Source organism: Aquibium carbonis (assembly GCF_003970795.1).
Classification (GTDB): Bacteria; Pseudomonadota; Alphaproteobacteria; order Rhizobiales; family Rhizobiaceae; genus Aquibium; species Aquibium carbonis.
Genome location: NZ_RWKW01000147.1, coordinates 1 through 16,309 on the forward strand (window position 1 = coordinate 1; position 16,309 = coordinate 16,309).

Here is a 16,309-nt window from a genome sequence, read left to right on the forward strand (position 1 = left end):
CCCGGCGCCCCGGCCGCGCTCCAGCCGCTGCTCGGCAAAGGCTTGCCGATCGCCGCCCTCGACGGCACCGTCGCCCCCGGTGAACTGGCGCACCTCGCCATCGATGTCGTCGCGTCCGCCGCCGAGCCAGCACGACAGCGCGCGCTCCGCCAGGCGCTCGCCGCCCGCGCCGGCCCGATCGTCCCGCTCATCGCCGAGAAGCTCTCGCCGGCCGCCTACGCCCAGGAACGCGCCGTCTGCGTCGACACCACGGCGGCGGGGGGAAATGCCAGCCTGTTGGCGGCGGCTTGAGGGGGGGCAATGTCCGCGAGCGGAGAGAACAATCTCTGAGGGGAGGGAGATTGATTTAAGTCAGACTGCTTCGCTTCCTGTACTAATTTTAATGTCGGAGATGGTGGGTGGAGAGGGAATCGTCGGCTCTTGGATGGAAAAGGGCGAAAAACGATCGCTCGCGAGAATTGCAGAATTCGACCGAAATGTTTCGCTCCTTCCGGACCTTGACGGTCGCACGACCAAGATGAGAGGATGTAGTGTTAACCTAGGCGTGGCTGAGATATGTCCACCAAAACACCGATTGAAATCCTAAAAACTCTTTGGGTTAGGCGTCCTGATGGACTGTGGGCGATATCGGATATGAAAGCGCTCAAGATTAAAAATGACAAAAATCTAGGTGATCGCTATTTCCTTTTACGTGGTGACGTCGAGTTAATGACAGATAGTCCAAATGGACGATTTATTGATTTTTTATCCATATTTGGCACCGCGGAATTTTTAATGCAGCAAAGTATTGTGCCCGTCGTCTCTTGGCTTGAAGGGGAGTCTAGTATAAAGTGCATTGGAACGGCATCGATCATCAGTTGCACCGGATACTTGATTACCGCCGCCCACGTGCTGCTGGACCCACTTGAGGCAGGATACGGGGCCACGCGGATAGCGGGATCCGTTAAGCATCGAGACAACCTGAACTTCGGCGTACTTATTCCGTATATGGCGCCTGTGGGAGGCATCTATTTTTCGAAGGCGTTTCGTTTCTTTCCTTTCGAGAAAATGTGGGCGTGGGGCGATTGGAAGCAGAGTCCCCTTTTTCATGAAGATGATCGCTGGGAACATCTAACTGATGTCGCTGTCTGCAAAATCCAAGAAATGCCGAATGGACAAGCCCACCAGCCTTTAAATATGTCCCTTAATCCATTTGTTCCCGGTGAGGAAGCGTACTCGTTGGGATATGCGGAATTGCCAGACATGGAGATTAACCCAGGAACGGGCCAGATTACAGACAGGAATTTTCGACTGGAAATCTATGTCACAGTAGGAAATATCCTCCAAATTTTCCCGCAGAACCACATCGCAAAGGAGGTATATACACCTGGCCCATGCTTCGATTTCAACGCTCGCGTTCCAGGAAGAATGAGTGGAGCTCCTGTTTTTGGGGCGCAAGGGGCAGTAATACGAGGCGTCGTTAGCCGCAGCTTTTCAGGCGAGGAGCATGCATACGGTTCTATGCTAGGACCCGCCATGGACCTTCCTTTGGATGAGCCAGAGGCTAGGGGAAGGTCACTTCGAACGTTACTCAAGAGCGGAAACGAGGGTATGTCGCAGGTCTACGGTGTGGGACTTTGAACAATCTACTCACGCCCCCTCGACCGCCGTAAACCCCTCGAACTGCGGCGGCCCCATGTACAGCGGCTTGTTGTTGCCGGCGTTCCTGTGCGCGGCGCGGAACTGCTCCGACTTCGTCCAGGCGGAGAAGTCGTCGTAGCTCGCCCACACCGTGTGCGAGGCGTAGAGCGTGTAGCCCTCGGCCTCGTTGGTCGCGCCGCGCAGCAGGTGGAAGGTCTGGAATCCCTTCATCTCCGACAGCGTCGAATCGCGGCCCTTCCAGATGGCCTCGAAGGCCTCTTCCGAACCCGTGTTGACCTTGAAGCGGTTCATGGCGACGTACATGGTAGGACTTCTTCCTTTTCAGGCCTGGTGGGACGGGGCGAACGGCGGGCAAGCGCAAGCACCCGCGCGGGCGGGTGCAAGCGGCGCGCAGGCGCCGGAACTCAGTTGGCGATGGCGTGGCCGGTGTTGGCGTCTATGCCGAGCAGAAGCTGCAGGCTCGGGCGCTCCTTGGCAAGGTCGGCGATCGTGTAGCTCTCCAGTACGTCGAAGAAGGCGCCCAGCGCCTTGCGCAGCGCCGCGTTCAGCGCGCAGCTGTCGATCAGCGGACAGTCGGCCGCGTCGTTCTCGAAGCATTCGGCCATGGCAAAACTCTCTTCCGTCACCCGCACGACGTCGAACAGCGTGATCTCGGCGGCCGGCTTGGCGAGCCTGACGCCGCCATTGCGCCCGCGCACGGTGGCAATCAGCTTGTTTTCGACCAGCGGCTGCAGGATCTTGAACAGGAACAGCTCCGAGACCGTGTAGGCGGCCGCGATCTCCGGAATCCGGCTCAGCCGACCCTCGTTGGCCGCGCAGTACATCAGGATCCGGATCGCGTAATTTGTCTGGCGTGTCAGCCGCATGGATCGTCCTCGCTCGCGTGGCCCGGGTGGCAGGCCACTTCTTTAGAACAGTTCCAGACAATATGGTAGAGGGCGAACGATAAAACATGAGGCTTCCTATCATATTTTCGTGTGATAGGAAGCGTGCCGTGAACGGCGCCCGGGAGCGAAGGGCAATTTGCTGACGCCGGTTCAATCGGCACCCCGATTCGGCTAACGATCGGATAGTGCGGTCCAGGTACTGAAAGCCACTGATGATCGAGATCGTCCACGAAAATTCCATCCCCGTCAGCTTCGGCGATTGCGACCCGGCCGGTATCGTCCATTATCCGAACCATTTCCGTTGGTTCGATGCCACGTTTCACGCGCTGCTCCGGCGATGGGGCGGCGGCCATAACGCAATCTGCGCCGAACTCGGCTCGATCGGCCTTGGCCTGATCGACGTCGGAGGAACCTTCCGGTCGCCGGCCGTGAATGGCGACCGCCTCGATCTCGTCGCTCGCATCGTCGAATGGAACGCCCGGACCTTTCGCCTCGCCTACAAGGGCATGATCGGCGAACGGCTGGTCGTTGAAGGCTTCGAACTGCGCGGCGTCTTCATCCGCGAGGGCGAGCGGCTTCGGGGCGGGGAGGTCGCGCCGCTGCGCGCGATCCTCGAGGCCGGCGCGGCGAGGGCCGCATCGTGACCCCTGATGCGCTTCGCCGCCTGATTCGGGTTCCAGCGAGGCCGCGCAATCCGCGACCGGTTCTGGCCCGACAGGTCGAGGACACGGACGGTTATGTCGTCGAGACGTTCTTGATCGACCTTGGCGATGGGCGCCGCGCGCGGGCGTTTCTGACGCGGCCCGCCGCGCCGGGCGGGCCCCTGCCGGCCGTGCTCTACTGCCATGCCCACGGTGCGCGCTACGACATCGGCGCGGCCGAACTGCTCGACGGCCGGCCGAGCCTTCTCGGTCCCTGGGGACCGTTGCTCGCAAGACGCGGTTTCGTCACGCTCTGCCTCGACATGCCCACCTTTGGCGACAGTGCGCACGAAAAGGAAGATGCGCTGTCGAAGGCGCTCCTGTGGCAGGGCAAGACGCTGATGGGCGAGATGCTGGCCGACCTCCTCGCCGGCTTCGACCACCTGGCCGCGCGCGTCGACGTCGATCCCGCCCGCATCGCCGCCTTCGGCCTGTCGATGGGCGCCACCCACGCCTATGTCCTCGCCGCGATCGAGCCGCGTATCGCCCGCGTCGCGCACCTTTGCTGCTTCGCCGATCTGGCCACGCTGATCCGCACCGGTGCGCATGATCTGCATGGCCACTACATGACGATCCCGGGTCTGCTGGCTGAGATGTCCTTCGGCCGCATCGCCGGCATGGTCGCGCCGCGCCCGCAACTGATCTGCACCGGCGACCGCGATCCGCTGACGCCGCCGGATGCCGTCGAGGCAGCCTTCGCAGAATGCATCGCCGCCTATCGCACGGCGGGTGCGGAGGCGTCGCTGCTGCGGCTTGCCGAGCCCGACACCGGTCATGTCGAAACGCCGCCGATGCGCGAGGCGGTGCTTTCCTTCCTCGACGTCATGGGTTGACGGCGTCGCTTCGATCACGCCCGCCCGGGAACGGCGATCGTGGCGAGCGCTTTCCGGACGGCGTCGGCCCGCGCCGCATCGCCATGTGTGCGATGCACGAAGTCCCGGCCTTCGGTCGAAAGCGCCAGGCCGAGTTTCGGGTCCTGGAAAAGTCGCGAGAGCGCGGCAACGAATTCGGGTGCCGTCTCCGCACGTATAAAGTGCCGTCCGTCTTCCAGTGCCAGACCCTCCACCGCCTTGGCCGTCGCCACGACCGGGCACCCGACCGCCAACGCCTCCAGCACCTTGATCCGGGTCCCGCCGCCATCGCGCAGCGGGATGGCCGTCGCCTGCGCGCCGCGATAGAGGGGCGCGAGGTCGGGAGGGTTGGCCGTCAGACGATGCCCAGCGTCGCCCAGCAACCGGACGAGTTTCGGTCGCGGCTCGCGGCCGCCGACATGCAGGACGGCATCGGGGAACCGACGGCGCAGTTCCGGCATGATCGAGGTGACGAGTTCGGCGATGGCGCGCCGGTTCGGGGCATAGCCGAGATGTCCGACGAAAAGAACCGTCTCGTCGGTGCGCGGGGTCTTGTCCGGTGCGGCCGTCCGGCACCAGTCCGGGATCGGATTGGGGATGACGTCGACGGCCATCGATATCCCGGCCCTGCGGACAAGATCCGCATCCTGCGCGGAGCAGGCCCAAACGGCGTCGGCTAGTCGCGCGGCTTCCCGATCGGCCTCCTCTGCGGCCCGGAAGCGACGCGACAGGAGCATGTCCGCGATTGGCTGGCTCCAGCGCGGATAACGCGACAGCCGCAGCTTGCGATGGAGCGTGCTTTCGACATTGTGGAAATCGACGATGATCGGGAGGCGTGGGAAGGCGCGCCGCACCTCGCGCATGGCGTCGAGTAGCGCCACGCCCTCGAACAGCGCAAAATCCGGCCTGCATTTCTCGATCGTGACGGGCAGGCTGGCGAGGTCCTCGGAGTCGAGGCACGCCAGGGTCGGCGCATGTCGCCGTTGGCGGCTCAGATCCTTGCGCAGAAACGCCCGCGTCCCCTGCGTCAGCTGCGAAAGAACTTGAAAATTGCCTTCATTCCGGATTTCTGCGCCCGAGACCCGTCCATCCTCCTCAACCAGGTTTGCTTGCAAGAATGGCACGTATCGTCTCCGCCGGCATTCCGCGCATCATACACCAGACTTGGCGCAGCAGGGATTTTCCCGTCGACAAGGGCGATCCGAAAAGCTGGGAAGCCCTGAACCCGGGCTGGCGCTACATGTTCTGGTCCGACGAGGATCTTCGCCGGTTCATGGCGACGGAGTTCCCCGAACTCCTGTGGATGTTCGACGGCTACTCCCGCCCCGTCCAGCGCGCCGATCTCGCGCGGTACTGCCTGCTGAAGCACTATGGTGGTGTTTACGCGGACATCGACACCATTTGCATGGCTTCCCTGGAACCCCTGTTCGGCGACACGCGCGTGGTGCTCTGCGAGGAACCGCTGGCCCAACACACTCCCGCCCGGTTGCGCGGCATGCGCTCTCTCTGGTTCAACGGCACCATGGCCAGCCCTCCCGGCCATCCGTTCTGGGATCGCGTCATCGACCTGTGCGTCCGCATGTATCCGCGCCGCGATTTCGACATCCTCGAGACGACCGGACCACTGATCCTGTCGGCGGCTGTCGAGCAGTGGACGGACCCGCAGGCGCTGTCCCTCAATTCGTCGCATCTCTTTGCCGGCATGACCGTGCATGGCGCCGATAGCGGCGATCCGCGCTGGGGCAACCATGCCGAGACGGTCCTGTCGATCCACTGCTGGCAAGGCAGCTACTACAAGAACCGTTCGCCGTCGCTCTACCACCGCAAGCTCGCGCAGTTGCGCGATCTGCGCCACAGGTTGCGGTGGGACGCCCGCCTCAGTTTCAAGGCGGCCAGCCGCCAGGTCGAACAGGCCATTCTGACCCTGCCGCTGCGACGTTCCGCCGAGCCGTCCTTTGTCACGGTGCTGATCCCCGCCCGCAATGCCGAACCCTTCCTGGAGGAAAATCTCGGGCAGTTGCTCCAGCTGGATTACCCGCACGACCGGATAAACGTGCTCTACGGGGAGGGTGGCAGCAGCGACCGAACGGCCGACCTCATCGCCGGTATCGTCACACGCCATGCACGAGACTTCGCCTCGATGGGCAGCGTCACGCTGTCGCGCGGAGCGCCACAACTTCGACGCGGCGAGCGCTGGAAACCGAAGCTGCAGCGCGCGCGCCGGGCCGGTATCGCCATGGCGCGCAACGACCTGATCGACCATGCGCTGCGCTGGCGCCAATCCGACTGGTACCTCTGGCTCGACGCCGACGTGATCGGCCTGCCGCGGGATCTGCTCCAGTCCCTTTTGGCGGCCGAGGCCAAGATCGTCGCGCCGGACTGCGTGCTGGAGGCGGATGGTCCGAGTTTCGATCTGAATTCCTGGCTTGCGGTCGGCAGACCGAACCTGGTCGATCGGAACCGATACCGGAAGTATGGCCTGACAATGCCGCCGGCCGATGTCTGGTGGCGCCGTCACCTGCATGACCTGCGCTATCTTGACCGCGTTCCGCTGAACGGTGTCGGAGGAACGGCCTTGGTCGTCCATTCCGACGTCCACCGGGCTGGACTGCGGTTTCCGGAGATCCCTTACGCAGACCTGATCGAGACCGAGGCCTTTGGCCAGCTCGCGCGCAATCTTGGCGTCACCCCGATCGGCCTGCCGAACGTGCAGGTCCGGCATCATGCCAGTTGACCACCCGCCCGCCCGACCACCCTTGTTCATCCTGACGTCCAAGGCGTCGCCCCAAGCGCGGCTCCGATCCGCACTCGCGCAAGCCGCCACGATCGTCGACGACGACTGCGTTCACGTCATTGAGGGCGCGACTCCGGCCGATGCGATCGTCGAAAGCCTGTTCGATGCGCGCTTGGCTCGGCGCTGGAGCAAGTATCCGCCGGTCCCGGCCGAAGTCGCTGCCTACGCCACCCACAGGTTGGCCTGGCAGGCGCTGCTCGACGGTGGCGGCCCGTCGGCGCTGGTTCTCGAGGATGATTTCGTGGTGCTGGACGGACGGGCGCTCCGTCGCATGCTCGCCGCCGCTTGCGATCTGCTGTCGGAGAGGCGCGACATCGTCAAGCTGTTCGACCTGCCGGGTGAGCGGGAGAGGGGGCGTTCGTTCACGCGCACCATCGCCGGCATCGAGATCGTGAAGCGCGAGCATGTCCGTGCCGGTCTCGTCGGCTATCTGATCTCGCGCGACGGCGCGGCCCGCTTCCTGTCGCGCGGCCGCATCTTCAGGGTTGTCGATGAAGACATCAAGCATCATTGGGAACTCGGGCTCGACATCTGGTCGGTGCCGCAGAACCTCGTCGCCGACGCCAGCGCGGAACTCGGCGGCAGCTTGATCGAGAACGCCCGCACGACGACGCGACGCCGCTCCGTCTGGCGCTCGCTCAAGGGCAATCTCCTCGCCGCGCACCGCAACTGGCGGACCCGCGGCGCCTTTGACCAGTGGCTCAGGCAGCAGGAAGCACGGCGGCGAGGCTGATCACCACGGCGTTTTGCCGACGGTCCAGTCCGAACATCCAACGCCGTATTGGCGACAATCTCCTCTCGGTTCCAAGCGTATCGGACGGGTTCGGCGGTTAGCCGAACGGGCGCAGCCGTGGCGATGCGCGCAGACCCGCTGCGGGAAGTTCCTGTACGCGCGCCATATTTTTTTGAACAGTTGTCGAAACCTGATGGACAGGCGGATATCCGCCCGTTAGAAATCGCTGCGACGAAAGGCTTGGAAACCGAGATGGCCAAGGCAGGGAGAGAGATCGATTCCAGGACCGCGATCCTCGACGCGGCCGAAGAGCTTTTCTCGCAGCACGGCTTCGGTGCGGTGGCGCTGCGCGAGATCGCGCGCGCGGCCGATCTCAACGTCGGCAGCCTGACCTACCACTTCGGCGACAAGGCGGGGATCCTCTCGGCAATCTACGAGCGCCACACCCGGCCGATGAACGCGCGGCGACTGGAACTCATCAGCGAGGCGACCCGCATCGAAGATCGCAGCGCCCGATTGACCGCGATCCTTCGCGCCTACGTGGTGCCGGCTTTCCGCTCGTCCGACGATCTTGTCGGTGGCGGCGCCCGATTCACCAGACTGCGCGCCATTCTCTCGGCCGAGGGCAGCGAACAGGCGAAGCTGATCATCGCCGACGCCTTCGACGCGACCACGCGCGCCTTCATCGATGCGATCGCGGATTGCGTGCCCGGCTCGAAGCGCGACGACATCGTCTGGCGCAGTCAGTTCCTGCTCGGCTCGCTCTACTACACCCTGATCAATCCCGAACGCATCTCGCGCCTGTCGGACGGCGCGGCGGACGGATTCGACCACGACGAGGCGATCCGCCAGATCGTCGAGGCGAGCCATGCCAGTCTCTGGGCGCTCGCCCGGCCGCTGTCGAAGGGGCAGCTTGCCCAGGCCGCCCGCTCTTCATGACCCATCGAAACGGAGGAAAGACCATGAAACATTTCGGACTGACGGCGGCTGCCGTCGCATTGGTACTGGCGGCGACGCCCGTTCTTGCGCAGGAGCGGGTTTCCATCGGCACCGGCGGCACCGGCGGCCTGTTCTACGTGATCGGCGCCGGCATGGCCGACCTGCTCAACAAGCACATGGACAACACCACGGCCCGCGCCGAGGTAACGGGCGCGTCGGTCGAGAACATCCGCCGTGTCGCCGCCAACCAGATGACCTTCGGATTCTCCTCGTCCTCGACACTCTATGAAGCCAAGACCGGCACGGGTCCGTTCAATGGCGACGCGCAGGCCGTCGCGGCCATGGCCTATCTCTACCCCGCCGTGCTCCAGGTCGCCACGACCGCCGACACGCGCATCGCGTCCTTCGGAGATCTCGCCGGCAAGCGCGTGAACCTCGGACCTCCCGGTTCCAACGCCGCGGTTCTCGCCCAGCGCCTGCTGGAAGCCTATGGCGTGTTCGACGCCGGCAGGGCCCAGTTCCTGTCCTACACCGAAGGCACCAACGCGCTGATGAACGGCACCGTGGACGCGACCGTGGTGCTGGCCGGCGCGCCGACGGCAGCGCTCATCGATCTCGACGCGCAGCGCGACATGGTTCTGCTGCCGATCGAGGAGGACAAGGTGGCGGGTCTTCTGGAGGCCTATCCCTTCTACCAGCCCTACGAGATTGCGGCCGGTACCTATCCGGACCAGACGTCTCCGGTGCTGGTCATCAACGATCCCGCGACCATCTTCACGAGCGAGGCGGCCGACGCGGGACTGATCAACGCCATCACCAGCGCCATCTTCGAGCATCTGCCCGAACTGGGCGAGGTGCATCCGCAGGCCAGGGCGATCGCGCTGGAAACGGCCACGCAGACGCCGATCGATCTCCACCCGGGCGCCAAGGCGTTCTTCGACCAGGCCAGGTGATCGGATCAACGCATGATCGGGGCACTCGATAGGCTGCGGATCGATCGCAGCATGCCACGCTCGGACAAGGAAGCGGCCGCCGTGTCGCTTCTCTTCGCCGCGCTGGCCGTGGCGGTCACCGCGCTGGTGATCTACGGCGCCTATTTCGGGCTCATCACCGCCCTGATCCTGCGCTCGCTGTTCTATTCGCTGGTCGCTGCGGGCGGGCTCCTCTTCGTCGGGCTCAATGCCCGCGCGGACTGGGTCCGCCTGCTCTGTTACGGGCTGGCGCCGGTGGCGCTGGTCCCCGGCGTCCACCTCTGGCAGTCCTATATCGACATCGTCATGCGCGGCGCCATGGCGACCCCGCCCGACCTGTGGATTTTCGCTGGCCTGATGGCCGTCGTCTTCGTGCTGGTGTGGATGGCGCTCGGCTGGGCGCTGGTGGTGCTGATGGTCGCCGCGCTCGCCTACGCCTGGTTCGGGAACCTGATCCCCGGGCAGTATGGCCATGGCGGCTACGACCTGTCCCGGCTGGCGTCGACGCTGATGCTCTCCACCGAGGGCATCTACGGCCTGCCGATGGGCGTTGCGGTCGAGTACATCTTCCTGTTCGCGCTCCTCGGCACCTTCCTGATGAAGATCGGGACCGGTGAGGTCTTCGTCGACATCGCGCGCGGCCTGACCGGCCGGATGCAGGGCGGTCCGGGACTGTCGGCCGCGCTGTCTAGCGCCATGCTCGGCACCATCAACGGCAGTGCAGTGGCCAATGTCGTCACCACCGGAACCTTCACCATCCCGCTGATGAAGCGCGTGGGCTACTCGCCCACGCTCGCCGGCGCCATCGAGGCGGCGGCCTCCTCGGCCGGCCAGATCCTGCCGCCGGTGATGGGCGCGGCGGCGTTCCTGATGGCCGAGATCATCGGCGTGCCCTACGCGCAGATCGCATTGGCGGCGCTTGTGCCCGGCCTGCTCTACGTGTTCGCGCTGATGGTGGCCGTCCGCCTCGAAGCCGGTCGTCTGAACCTCCAGCCGGATCGCGACGCCGGCCTGGCGCTGTTGCGCGCCACGCTGGTCAAGCGCGGCTATCTGCTCCTGCCCCTCGTCGCGCTGGTCGGCTTTCTCATCGTCGGCTACTCGCCCACTCGTGCCGCCGTCATGTCGATCGTGGTCGGCCTGGTCGTCTCGCCCTGGCGCAAGGAAACGCGGATCGGGCTGGTCGGTCTGGTGACGGTGTGCCGCGACACGCTCATTTCCACCATGCCGATCGTCGCCGCCGTCGCCGCGGCCGGCGTGGTCATCGGCGTGCTCAATCTGTCGGGGCTGGGGCTGATGATGTCCGGCCTGATCGTCGACCTCGGCGGACAGAACATCTGGGCGATACTCGTCCTGACGGCGCTCGCCTCCTTCGTGCTCGGCATGGGCCTGCCTACCTCTGCGGCCTATCTCCTGCTTGCGGTGCTGGTTGCACCGGCATTGACGCGGCTCGGCCTGCCGCCGATCGTGGCGCACATGTTCATCTTCTACTACGGTCTCGTTTCGGCGATCACGCCGCCGGTGGCGCTCGCGGCCTATGCGGCGGCCTCGATCTCCGGCGGCGACGCCAACAAGACCGCGATGGAATCGGTGCGCCTCGGCTTCGTGAAACTGCTCGTGCCGTTCCTGTTCGTCACCATGCCCGGCCTGCTGGCGATCGGGTCCAGCCTCGATATCGTCCTTTCCGCCATCTTCGCCACCATCGGCGTCGTGGGGCTCACCATCGCCTTCGCCGGCTGGCTGGGTCGTCCTCTCGCGGGCTTCGAGAGGATCGCGATGGCCGCAGCCTCGCTGCTGGTGCTCTGGCCGACCGCGGTCACCGCCACGGACCCGGCCACGATCCTCGCAAGGCTTCTCGGCGGCGTCGTACTGGGCATCCTCGCCTTTCGCGCGCTGTCTGCCGGAACCGGCGCCGAACTTTCCAACCGACACGGGACGTCCTGATGCAGCCTGCCGCCTTGCCTTTCCATCCCTCACCGAAGGCGCCGGAGATCCGATTGCCGGCCGGCGCCTGCGACGCGCATTGCCATGTGTTCGGTCCTTCCGCGCGCTTTCCCTTCGCACCGCAGCGCACCTATACGCCCGTCGACGCACCGAAGGAGACGCTGTTTGCCCTGCACGCCAAGCTGGGCATCGACCGGTGCGTGCTGGTTCAGGCGTCCTGTCACGGCACCGACAACGCCGCCATGCTGGACATGATCGCCGCATCCGAAGGCCGCTGCCGGGGCGTGGCCATGGTCACGGCCGACGTCAGCGACGCCGAGCTTCAGTCGCTGCACGATGGCGGCGTGCGTGGCGTCCGCTTCAACTTCGTCACCCATCTGGGCGAGGATGCCGACCTCGACGCGGTGCGCGCGATCACGGCCCGGATCGCGCCGCTCGGATGGCACGCCGTGGTGCACTTCGACGCCGACCGCCTGGAGACGCTGGCGCCGGTGCTGAAGAGCCTGCCGCTGACGATGGTGATCGATCACATGGGACGCGTCGATGCGAGCCTGGGCGTGGACCAGCCGGCCTTCCGCATGCTGCTCGACCTCATGGCCGACGAGCGCTTCTGGGTGAAGGTCTGCGGGTCGGAGCGGATCTCGCGCGCGGGTCCGCCGTTCCACGACGCGGTGCCCTTTGCACGGTCCCTGGTCGAGCGCTTCCCGGAGCGCGTGCTGTGGGGCACCGACTGGCCGCATCCCAACATCCGCAAGAACATGCCCGACGACGGCGCGCTGGTGGACCTGCTGGCGCTGATCGCGCCGGACGAAGCGCATCTGCACAGGCTGCTGGTCGACAATCCGACACGACTCTACTGGTCGGAAACGACTGGCTGATCAGGCGCCTGGACGAATTTCTGGATTCAACACATCAGCGGCGCCAGACCGGCGGCCGCAGGCAACGAGGGAGAGAACGAGCATGAGCAGGAAGACCGCACTGGTGGTGAGCGCCCATTCGGCCGACTTCGTGTGGCGAGCCGGCGGCGCCATCGCGCTGCACGCGCAGGCCGGCATCGACGTCACGGTGGTGTGCCTGTCCTATGGCGAGCGCGGCGAGAGCGCAAAGCTCTGGCGGCTGGACGGCATGACGCTCGACCGCGTCAAGAGCGAGAGACAGAGGGAAGCCGAGGCGGCCGCCAAGGCACTCGGCGTCGCCGACATCCAGTTCTGGGACCTCGGCGACTATCCGATCACGCTGACGCAGGAGACGCTGTTTCGCATGGTCGACGTGTTCCGCAAGATCCGGCCGTCCTTCGTGCTGACCCATTCGCGCGAGGATCCTTATAACCGCGACCATCCGCTGGTCAGCCAGTTCGCGCAGGAGGCCCGCATCATCGCCCAGGCGCACGGCCACAATCCCGATGAAAAGGTCGTCGGCGCGCCGCCGGTGATGCTGTTCGAGCCGCACCAGCCGGAACAGTGCCGCTGGATGCCGAACACGCTGCTCGACATCACCCCGGTGTGGGACCAGAAGCGCGCCGCGATCGAGTGCATGGCGGGCCAGGAGCATCTGTGGGAATACTACACCCGCGTGGCGTTGCAGCGCGGCGTCCAGGCCGCCCGCAATTCCGACAAGACGATCAAGTATGGCGAGGCCTACGAGGCGGTGTTCCCGCACGTGGTCGAGACGCTGGTGCCGACGGAGGGACGCTGATGGGTGGCGTGGTTGTACAGGCGATCGACCGCACGCCGATCGAGACCGTCGACGGGCTGGCCGCATGCGGCGTGGCCACCGTCCACGAGGCGATGGGTCGTTCCGGCCTGATGCGCGCCTTCATGCGGCCGATCTATCCGGGCGCACGGGTTGCCGGCAACGCCGTCACCGTCTCGGTCGCCCCGGGCGACAACTGGATGCTGCACGTGGCGGTGGAACAGTGCCGCGAGGGCGACATCCTCGTCGTCGCGCCGACCAGCCCCTGCGAGGACGGCTATTTCGGCGAACTGCTCGCGCGTTCGTTGATGCACCGCAAGGTGCGCGGCCTGATCATCGAAGCCGGCGTGCGCGACGTGCGCGACCTGACGGAGATCGGCTTCCCGGTCTGGTCGAAGGCGGTCTTCGCGCAAGGGACCGTCAAGGAGACGGTCGGCTCGGTCAACGTGCCGGTCGTCTGCGCCGGGGGCCTGGTGAACCCTGGCGACGTGGTCGTGGCCGACGACGACGGCGTCTGCGTCGTTCCGAGAGCGAGTGCCGAGGCGGCGCTCGTCGCCAGCCGGGCGCGTGAGGCCAAGGAAGCCGAGACACGCAAGCGGCTGATGGCCGGCGAGCTGGGGCTCGACATCTACGGCATGCGCGACAAGCTCGCCGCCAAGGGCCTGAAATATGTCTGAGGGCGTCGCCTGCCTGTGGATGCGCGGCGGCACCTCGAAGGGCGGGTACTTCCTCGCCGACGACCTGCCGGCGGACACGAAAGCGCGCGACGCGTTCCTGCTGCGCGTCATGGGCTCCCCCGATTCGCGCCAGATCGACGGCCTGGGCGGAGCCGACCCGCTGACATCCAAGGTGGCCGTGGTGCGGAAATCGGCGCGCGAGGGCGTCGACGTCGACTATCTGTTCCTGCAGGTCTTCGTCGACAAGCCGATCGTCACGGACGCGCAGAACTGCGGTAACATCCTCGCTGGCGTCGGCCCCTTTGCGATCGAACGGGGGCTGGTCGAGGCACAGGATGGCGAGACGCGGGTGCGCATCTTCATGGAAAACACTGGCCAGACGGCGGTGGCGACCATCGCGACGCCCGACGGCCGGGTCACCTATGCCGGCGACGCCCGCATCGACGGCGTGCCCGGCACCGCGGCCGCCATTCCGATCGAGTTCGAGGACACGGCCGGCTCCTCCTGCGGCGCGCTGCTGCCCACCGGCAACCCGGTCGACGTCATCGACGGCATCGAAGTGACGATGATCGACAACGGCATGCCCTGCGTGGTCATGCGCGCCGCCGACATGGGCATTTCGGGCCGGGAGACGCCGAAGGAACTGGAAGCGAATTCCGGCCTGCGCGCGAAGCTCGAGGCGATCCGGCTCAAGGCGGGACCGTTGATGAACCTCGGCGACGTGGCAAAATCCTCGGTGCCGAAGATGACCATGGTCTCGGCACCCTCAAACGGCGGCGCGATTTCCACCCGCACCTTCATCCCGCACACCTGTCATTCCTCCATCGGCGTGCTGGGCGCCGTCAGCGTTGCGACCGCCTGCCTGCTGCCCGGTTCGCCGGCGGCGGAACTGGCGGACGCCGGCGAGGGCGCGCGCCGGTCCCTGTCGATCGAGCATCCCACCGGCGAGATGACGGTGGTGGCGACGCTCGATGCCGCAGGCTCCGTGAAGAGCGCCGCGATTCTGCGCACGGCGCGAAAACTCTTCGATGGCGTGGTGTTCGGCGACTGAGGCCGCGGCGATACGGATCGCCGTCACTGGCATTTTGCGGCCCGAAACTCGGGCCGCTACTCCACGAACACCTTGACGCTTGCCGCCCGGCCCGCCGCGTCGATCACGGTCAGCGTCTGGAAGCCGGTACCGTCGGGCATCCAGGAGGCCGTGCGGCGGCGGCCCGAGACCTCCACAGGTCGGCCGTTGGCCAGCCAGCGGAAAGGCGCGCGTCCGCCGTTGAGCTTCAGCGCCAGCGGCATGACCTGTTTTTGCGCGGCCTGTCCGAGGTCCACCCGCGCCCCTTGCGGCGGATAGACGATTTCGGGCGCGGGCTCGGTCGGCGCGCCCGCCACCAGCGCCTGGCTCGGCGGGGCAAACCGGCGCAGCGCAAAGGGGAGTTCCGAGGCGGCGAGCCGCAGGGCGCCGGCCGGCGGGCGGGGCAGCGGCGTGAGGCCGATCCCCGCCTTCGAAAAGGCTTCGAACAGGATGGGTGCGGCGGCCAGGTAGCCGGTCAGACCAGGCACCGAGCCGCCATCGGGGCGCCCGACCCAGACACCCAGCACATGGCGGCCGTCATAACCGACCGACCAGGCATCGCGGTAGCCGTAGGAGGTCCCGGTCTTGTAGGCGATGCCAAGCCTGGGCGCGCCTTGCGGCGGGGCGACGCCGGCCAGAATGTCGGTCACCTGCCAGACCGCCTGCGGCGTCAGGATGCGCTCGGGGCCACTCGCCATGGGACCGTCCGGGTAGAGACGAAGCGACGCGACCTGGCCGCCATTGGCGAGCCCCGTGTAGAGTTGCACCAGGCTTTCGAGCGTCAGGCCCGCGCCGCCGAGGCCGATTGCCAGCCCCGGCAGTTCGCCGGCCGGCAGGCGAGGGACCGCACCGCCGCTGCGCATACGCGACATCAGCCGCACCGGGCCGACCGCCTCCAGAAGCCGGATCGCCGGCACGTTGAGCGACAGCTGCAATGCCTGACGGATCGTCACGTCGCCCTGATACCCCATGTCGAAGTTTTTCGGCCGGTAGCCCGAAAAATTCGCCGGCCGGTCCTCGACCATCGTCTCCTGCATCACCAGCCCGTCTTCCAGCGCCAGCCCGTAGATGAAGGGCTTGAGCGTCGAACCCGGCGAGCGCTCGGCCTTCGTCATGTCGATCCAGCCGCTGCTGCGCTGGTCGAAGGCGCCGGCCGATCCGACCCGGGCCAGGATCTCGCCGGTCGCGGCATCGGCCATCACCATGGCGATCGAGACCTTCGGACCGAGCCGAACGGCGGCCTCGCGCGCGACGCCTTCCAGCGCGTCCTGCACGCCCCTGTCGACGGTGACGATCTGCCGCTGCGCCAGCGGGTCGCGCCGCAGCGCCTCGTCGGCCGCATGGGCTGCGAGCGCGGGCATGGGCCGGCGCGTGCTGCTCACCGGCTCGGCGGAGGCGCGTTCCACCTCGCCT

17 protein-coding genes are annotated in these 16,309 nt (G+C 66.1%); 13 read left to right on the forward strand and 4 right to left on the reverse strand.

What is annotated here, in order from left to right:
• On the forward strand, positions 1 to 291 hold a 291-nt coding region (locus EJC49_RS25870), incomplete at its 5' end, for a hypothetical protein (protein WP_170314861.1).
• 264 nt (positions 292 to 555) lie between these two features.
• On the forward strand, positions 556 to 1,620 hold the full coding sequence (locus tag EJC49_RS24735; RefSeq protein WP_126702596.1) for a trypsin-like peptidase domain-containing protein: 1,065 nt from the start codon (positions 556 to 558) through the stop codon (positions 1,618 to 1,620).
• A 9-nt stretch (positions 1,621 to 1,629) separates the two neighbouring features.
• On the opposite strand, the gene hmuQ is transcribed toward EJC49_RS24735, so the two are convergent.
• Both hmuQ and rirA read right to left on the reverse strand, forming a co-directional pair.
• Complete coding sequence (hmuQ, locus tag EJC49_RS24740; protein WP_126702597.1) at positions 1,630 to 1,944, reverse strand: heme-degrading protein HmuQ; 315 nt, start codon at positions 1,942 to 1,944, stop codon at positions 1,630 to 1,632.
• Between the two features lie 101 nt (positions 1,945 to 2,045).
• On the reverse strand, positions 2,046 to 2,507 hold the full coding sequence (gene rirA, locus EJC49_RS24745; protein WP_126702598.1) for an iron-responsive transcriptional regulator RirA: 462 nt from the start codon (positions 2,505 to 2,507) through the stop codon (positions 2,046 to 2,048).
• A gap of 233 nt (positions 2,508 to 2,740) precedes the next feature.
• Between rirA and EJC49_RS24750 the strand changes: the two genes are divergently transcribed.
• Both EJC49_RS24750 and EJC49_RS24755 read left to right on the forward strand, forming a co-directional pair.
• Positions 2,741 to 3,172: an acyl-CoA thioesterase gene (locus EJC49_RS24750; protein ID WP_126702599.1), complete on the forward strand. Its 432-nt coding sequence runs from the start codon at positions 2,741 to 2,743 to the stop codon at positions 3,170 to 3,172.
• A gap of 110 nt (positions 3,173 to 3,282) precedes the next feature.
• Entirely contained in the window at positions 3,283 to 4,062 is a 780-nt protein-coding gene (locus EJC49_RS24755) for an alpha/beta hydrolase family protein (RefSeq protein WP_126702600.1), read from the forward strand.
• Positions 4,063 to 4,076: 14 nt separating this feature from the next.
• Here EJC49_RS24755 and EJC49_RS24760 read toward each other — a convergent pair whose 3' ends face one another.
• A complete protein-coding gene (locus EJC49_RS24760; RefSeq protein WP_126702601.1) occupies positions 4,077 to 5,204 on the reverse strand; it encodes a glycosyltransferase family 4 protein in 1,128 nt (375 codons plus the stop codon).
• On the opposite strand from EJC49_RS24760, the gene EJC49_RS24765 reads away from it, so the two are divergent.
• From EJC49_RS24765 to EJC49_RS24805, 9 genes are all read left to right on the forward strand, one after another.
• Positions 5,198 to 6,814, forward strand: coding sequence for a glycosyltransferase (locus tag EJC49_RS24765; RefSeq protein ID WP_126702602.1), 1,617 nt, complete (start codon positions 5,198 to 5,200; stop codon positions 6,812 to 6,814). The genes EJC49_RS24760 and EJC49_RS24765 overlap by 7 nt on opposite strands.
• Positions 6,804 to 7,607: a glycosyltransferase family 25 protein gene (locus EJC49_RS24770; RefSeq protein WP_126702603.1), complete on the forward strand. Its 804-nt coding sequence runs from the start codon at positions 6,804 to 6,806 to the stop codon at positions 7,605 to 7,607. The genes EJC49_RS24765 and EJC49_RS24770 overlap by 11 nt, the downstream gene beginning before the upstream one ends.
• 252 nt (positions 7,608 to 7,859) lie before the next feature.
• Positions 7,860 to 8,546: a TetR/AcrR family transcriptional regulator gene (locus tag EJC49_RS24775; protein WP_126702604.1), complete on the forward strand. Its 687-nt coding sequence runs from the start codon at positions 7,860 to 7,862 to the stop codon at positions 8,544 to 8,546.
• Between the two features lie 23 nt (positions 8,547 to 8,569).
• Positions 8,570 to 9,499: a TAXI family TRAP transporter solute-binding subunit gene (locus EJC49_RS24780; protein ID WP_126702605.1), complete on the forward strand. Its 930-nt coding sequence runs from the start codon at positions 8,570 to 8,572 to the stop codon at positions 9,497 to 9,499.
• 12 nt (positions 9,500 to 9,511) lie between these two features.
• Complete coding sequence (locus EJC49_RS24785; RefSeq protein ID WP_126702606.1) at positions 9,512 to 11,458, forward strand: TRAP transporter permease; 1,947 nt, start codon at positions 9,512 to 9,514, stop codon at positions 11,456 to 11,458.
• The gene (locus EJC49_RS24790) at positions 11,458 to 12,336 is read left to right on the forward strand and encodes an amidohydrolase family protein (protein WP_126702607.1); all 879 of its coding nucleotides are present in this window, start codon (positions 11,458 to 11,460) and stop codon (positions 12,334 to 12,336) included. The genes EJC49_RS24785 and EJC49_RS24790 overlap by 1 nt, the downstream gene beginning before the upstream one ends.
• An 82-nt stretch (positions 12,337 to 12,418) precedes the next feature.
• Positions 12,419 to 13,153 (forward strand): PIG-L deacetylase family protein, encoded by a 735-nt coding sequence (locus EJC49_RS24795; RefSeq protein WP_126702608.1) that lies wholly within the window; start codon positions 12,419 to 12,421, stop codon positions 13,151 to 13,153.
• Entirely contained in the window at positions 13,153 to 13,827 is a 675-nt protein-coding gene (locus EJC49_RS24800; RefSeq protein WP_126702609.1) for a 4-carboxy-4-hydroxy-2-oxoadipate aldolase/oxaloacetate decarboxylase, read from the forward strand. The genes EJC49_RS24795 and EJC49_RS24800 overlap by 1 nt, the downstream gene beginning before the upstream one ends.
• Positions 13,820 to 14,878: a 4-oxalomesaconate tautomerase gene (locus EJC49_RS24805; RefSeq protein WP_126702610.1), complete on the forward strand. Its 1,059-nt coding sequence runs from the start codon at positions 13,820 to 13,822 to the stop codon at positions 14,876 to 14,878. The genes EJC49_RS24800 and EJC49_RS24805 overlap by 8 nt, the downstream gene beginning before the upstream one ends.
• A 56-nt stretch (positions 14,879 to 14,934) precedes the next feature.
• On the opposite strand, the gene EJC49_RS24810 is transcribed toward EJC49_RS24805, so the two are convergent.
• Positions 14,935 to 16,309, reverse strand: a 1,375-nt coding sequence (locus EJC49_RS24810) for a penicillin-binding transpeptidase domain-containing protein (protein WP_126702611.1), incomplete at its 5' end; no start/stop codon positions are given.